The organism is Inquilinus sp. (assembly GCF_057815775.1).
In genome coordinates this window covers 1-3,684 of the sequence record NZ_JBYRFX010000579.1, presented here as the reverse complement: position 1 = coordinate 3,684, position 3,684 = coordinate 1, and the positions used below count along the sequence as shown (strand labels likewise).

3 protein-coding genes are annotated in these 3,684 nt (G+C 66.7%); 2 read left to right on the top strand and 1 reads right to left on the bottom strand.

Going from position 1 to position 3,684, the window contains the following annotated elements; translation table 11 throughout:
- Positions 1–780, bottom strand: a 780-nt coding sequence (locus tag AC3XYG_RS20210) for a GntR family transcriptional regulator (RefSeq protein WP_489141663.1), incomplete at its 3' end; no start/stop codon positions are given.
- A gap of 208 nt (positions 781–988) precedes the next feature.
- Between AC3XYG_RS20210 and AC3XYG_RS20205 the strand changes: the two genes are divergently transcribed.
- Together AC3XYG_RS20205 and AC3XYG_RS20200 are read left to right on the top strand one after the other, a co-directional pair.
- Positions 989–2,569: an ABC transporter substrate-binding protein gene (locus AC3XYG_RS20205; protein WP_489141662.1), complete on the top strand. Its 1,581-nt coding sequence runs from the start codon at positions 989–991 to the stop codon at positions 2,567–2,569.
- Between the two features lie 238 nt (positions 2,570–2,807).
- A partial coding sequence (locus AC3XYG_RS20200; protein ID WP_489141661.1) for an ABC transporter permease occupies positions 2,808–3,684 on the top strand: 877 nt, incomplete at its 3' end.

Genomic DNA, 3,684 nt, shown 5'->3' with positions numbered 1-3,684 from the left:
GTTCAGGGCGGCGGCGGCGACGTCGCGGACATGCGGGGCGAAGCGCTGCACCCCGGATTTCATGATCGGCAGGAAGTCCGGAAAGCGGGAGGCGACGCCGAGCCGGGTCATCGGGTCGAGCCCGGCCAGCGCCCGCCGCGTTTCCTCCGACGGGATGAAGCGGATGGCGATGACGCGGCTGTCGGGCAGCAGCGCCGCCGCCTCACGCTGGCGGTTGGGGAAGGTCACGACCAGCTCGGCCTCCGCCGCGCGGCGCCGGGTGGCGTCGTCGCGCAGCTGGTCGATGGTCAGCGCCTGGACCGTCATGCCGTCCGGCAGGCGGGACTGGATCGCCGCGGCATAGGCGCGGGTCGCCTCTTCGAACAGGCCGAGCATGATGACGACGCGGCCCCGCCGCTTCGGCTTGCGCCGGCCCAGCCGCGACTGAACCATGCCGGTCAGGTCGGCCGGGGTCAGCCCGAGGGCGATGGCATCGTCGAGCAGCAGGTCGAGCCGGCGCTGGATCTCCGCCATCTCCGCCTGCGGCCGGCTGCGCGGCTCCCGGCTTTCGGCGACGAAGCTGCCGCGGCCGCGCCGGGTCTCGATCAGCCCGGCCTCGCGCAGGCTGCGATAGACCAGCGCCACCGTCATCGGCGCCACCACCAGCGCATCCGCCAGCTCCCGCACCGAGGGCAGCCGCTCGCCCGGGCTCAGCTCGCCGCAGGCGATGCCGTATTCGATCAGCCCCCTGACCTGGACCCCGAGGGGCACCGGCAATTCGCGGTCGATTTGCAGCTTCATGCGTGAAAGCCTTCCTGTCATAGTCAACTAGCACACGCTGTGTTCACACGACAATCTCGTTTCGTGAATGGCGTCATAAGACTGTAAATATTACGATATTCCTGTCCTGTCAGGTCGATTGACACCATGGGCATGGCAGCGCTAGCGTTCTAGAACGCCAGAACACATGGCGATCTGGGAGGCTTTTACACAACGGGCGGAGGTCGCGATGAAGATGCTGCTGAAGGCGGCGGTGGCGGCGATGGTGCTGGCGGGCACGAGCACGGCGGCGCTGGCGGTGGAACGTGGCGGGGAGATGCGGTTCGGGCGCTATGCCGACAGCCTGTTCCTCGACCCGGTGCTGAACGATGCCAATGTCGATATCTGGATTCTGACCAATCTCTACGACACGCTGCTGCAGCCATCCGCCGACGGCCGCACGGTCGAACCCGGCCTGGCCACGGCCTGGACGGTGTCGGATGACGGGATGTCGGTCACGCTGACCCTGCGCGAGGGCACCAAGTTCTCCGACGGCAAGCCGATCACCGCGGAAGACGTGAAGTGGTCGCTCGATCGGGCACGTGACCCGAAGAACGGCATCTGGAACAGCCTGGTCGCCTCGATTGGCGAGGTCGTGGTGCAGGACCCGAAGACCGTGGTGCTGAAGCTGCAGCATCCCGACCCGGCGATCATCGCCGCGCTGTCGACCTTCAACACCGGCATCATGCCGAAGGCGGCGTTCGAGGCGACGCCGGGTGCCACCGAGGAAGAGAAGGCGCATGCCTTTGGCGAGCACCCGATCGGGTCCGGCCCCTTCGCCTTCGACAAATGGGAGCGCGGGTCGTCGATGCACCTCGTCCGCAACCCCTATTATTGGAAGCAGGGTGAGGACGGGAAAGCCCTGCCCTATCTCGACGGCGTCGATTTCGAGATCATCCCGGACGACGCCACCCGCATCCTGAAGCTGCAGTCGGGTGAGCTCGACGCCGCCGAGTTCATTCCCTATGCCCGCGTCGCCGAACTGCAGGCCGACCCGGACCTGCAGATGCAGCTCTACCCGTCGACCCGGGTGCAGTACATCGTCACCAATGTCCGGCCGAAGCTGACCGACGGCTCCGACAATCCGCTGTCGAAGGAGAAGGTGCGGCAGGCGCTGAACTACGCCATCGACAAGGATGCGATCATCCAGATCGTGACCCATGGCGTCGGCAAACCGCAGACCTCCTACATGGCGTCGACCACGCTGTATCATTCCGGTGATACACCGCTGTATCCAGTCGATGTCGCCAAGGCGAAGCAACTGCTGACCGAGGCCGGCTATCCCGACGGCGTCTCCACCAGCGTGATGGCGCTACCGGGCAACCAGGACCAGCTCGGCATCGGCGCCGCGGTGCAGCAGATGTGGGCGGCGGTGGGCGTGAAGCTGGAGATCGACCAAGTCGACAACGCCACCCTGACCGACCGCTACCGCAAGGGCAATTTCTCGATGCGGATGGCGGCCTGGACCGACGACCTGAACGACCCGAGCGAAATCACCTCCTACTTCGCCTATTCGCCTGTGATCGACGCCCTGCATTCCGGCTGGAAGAATGACGAGGTCGACAAGCTGTTCGAGGCCTCGCAGAAGGAAAGCGACGCCAAGAAGCGGGCCGACGACTACGCCCAGATCCAGAAGATCTACACCGCGTCCGGCCCGGTCCTGTACCTGTACGAGACGCCCTATCCGGTGGCGCTGCGCAAGAATGTGCAGGGCTTCGTCCAGATCCCGCTCGGCAACAATATCTTTGCCGGGGCCTATCTGACGAAGTGATGCGGGTGAGTCGCGGTCGAGACCGCACGAATCGGGCCGCACTCTCTACTCTCCCCCTCCCCTTGCGGGAGGGGGTAGGGGGAGGGATTTGGTGCCGGATGATCACGCTTATCTGGTCACACGCAAGACCGCTCTCTTCGATCGACACCCCCTCCCCCTACCCCCGCCCGCGGGGGGAGGGGGAGATTAAAAGGCTGGCCAAAGCGATGGAGTTCCGCCGAGACAGGAGGCGCGGCCGGTGCCGAACCTGAACTATGTCGCCAAGCGGCTGATCCAGCTGGTGCCGACGCTGGCGCTGGTGCTGCTGGTGATCTTCGTCCTGGTGCGGCTGCTGCCGGGCGACCCGACCAGCGCCATGCTGGGCGATCGCGCCACCGACGCCGACGTGGCGCGGCTGAACGCCCAGCTCGGCCTCGACCGGTCGATCCCGATGCAGTTCCTGCTGTTCCTGGAGCGGGTGGTGCAGGGCGACCTCGGCACCTCGATCCATCTCAAGGTGCCGGTGATGCAGCTGATCCTGGACCGGATGCCGGTCACCCTGGCGCTGACCGGCTTCGCCGCATTGCTGGCGGTGGTGATGGCGGTGCCGCTGGCCTTCGCGGCGGCGATGCGGCGCGGCCGCCCGGCCGACACCGTGATCCGCGGCGCCTTCCAGATCGGGCTGTCGATGCCGATCTTCTATCTCGGCCTGGTGCTGCTGACCGTGTTCGCGGCGCAGCTGCGCTGGTTCCCGGTCGGCGGCTATGGCGACAATTGGGGCGACCGCGCCTGGCATCTGTTCCTGCCGGCGCTGACCCTGGCGCTGAGCCTGTCCGCCGTGCTGATGCGCAACCTGCGCGCCTCGATCATCGAGGTGCTGGGCGCGGAGTATGTCGATTTCGCCCGGTCCAAGGGCCTGGCGGCGCGGCTGGTGCTGGGCCGCCACGTGCTGCGCAACGCGCTGATCTCGACCGTCACCCTGTTCGGCCTGTCGGTCGGCACCCTGATCGGCGGCGCCGTGATCACCGAGACGGTGTTCGCGATTCCCGGCGCCGGAAGGCTGATGATCGACAGCATCTACGGCCGCGACTACCCGGTGGTGCAGGGCCTGACCATGGCCATGGCGGTGCTGGTGT

Excerpts from the sequence above, each read along its gene's own strand:
- AC3XYG_RS20205 (WP_489141662.1), top strand. The coding sequence starts at position 989 with ATGAAGATGCTGCTGAAGGCGGCGGTGGCGGCGATGGTGCTGGCGGGC.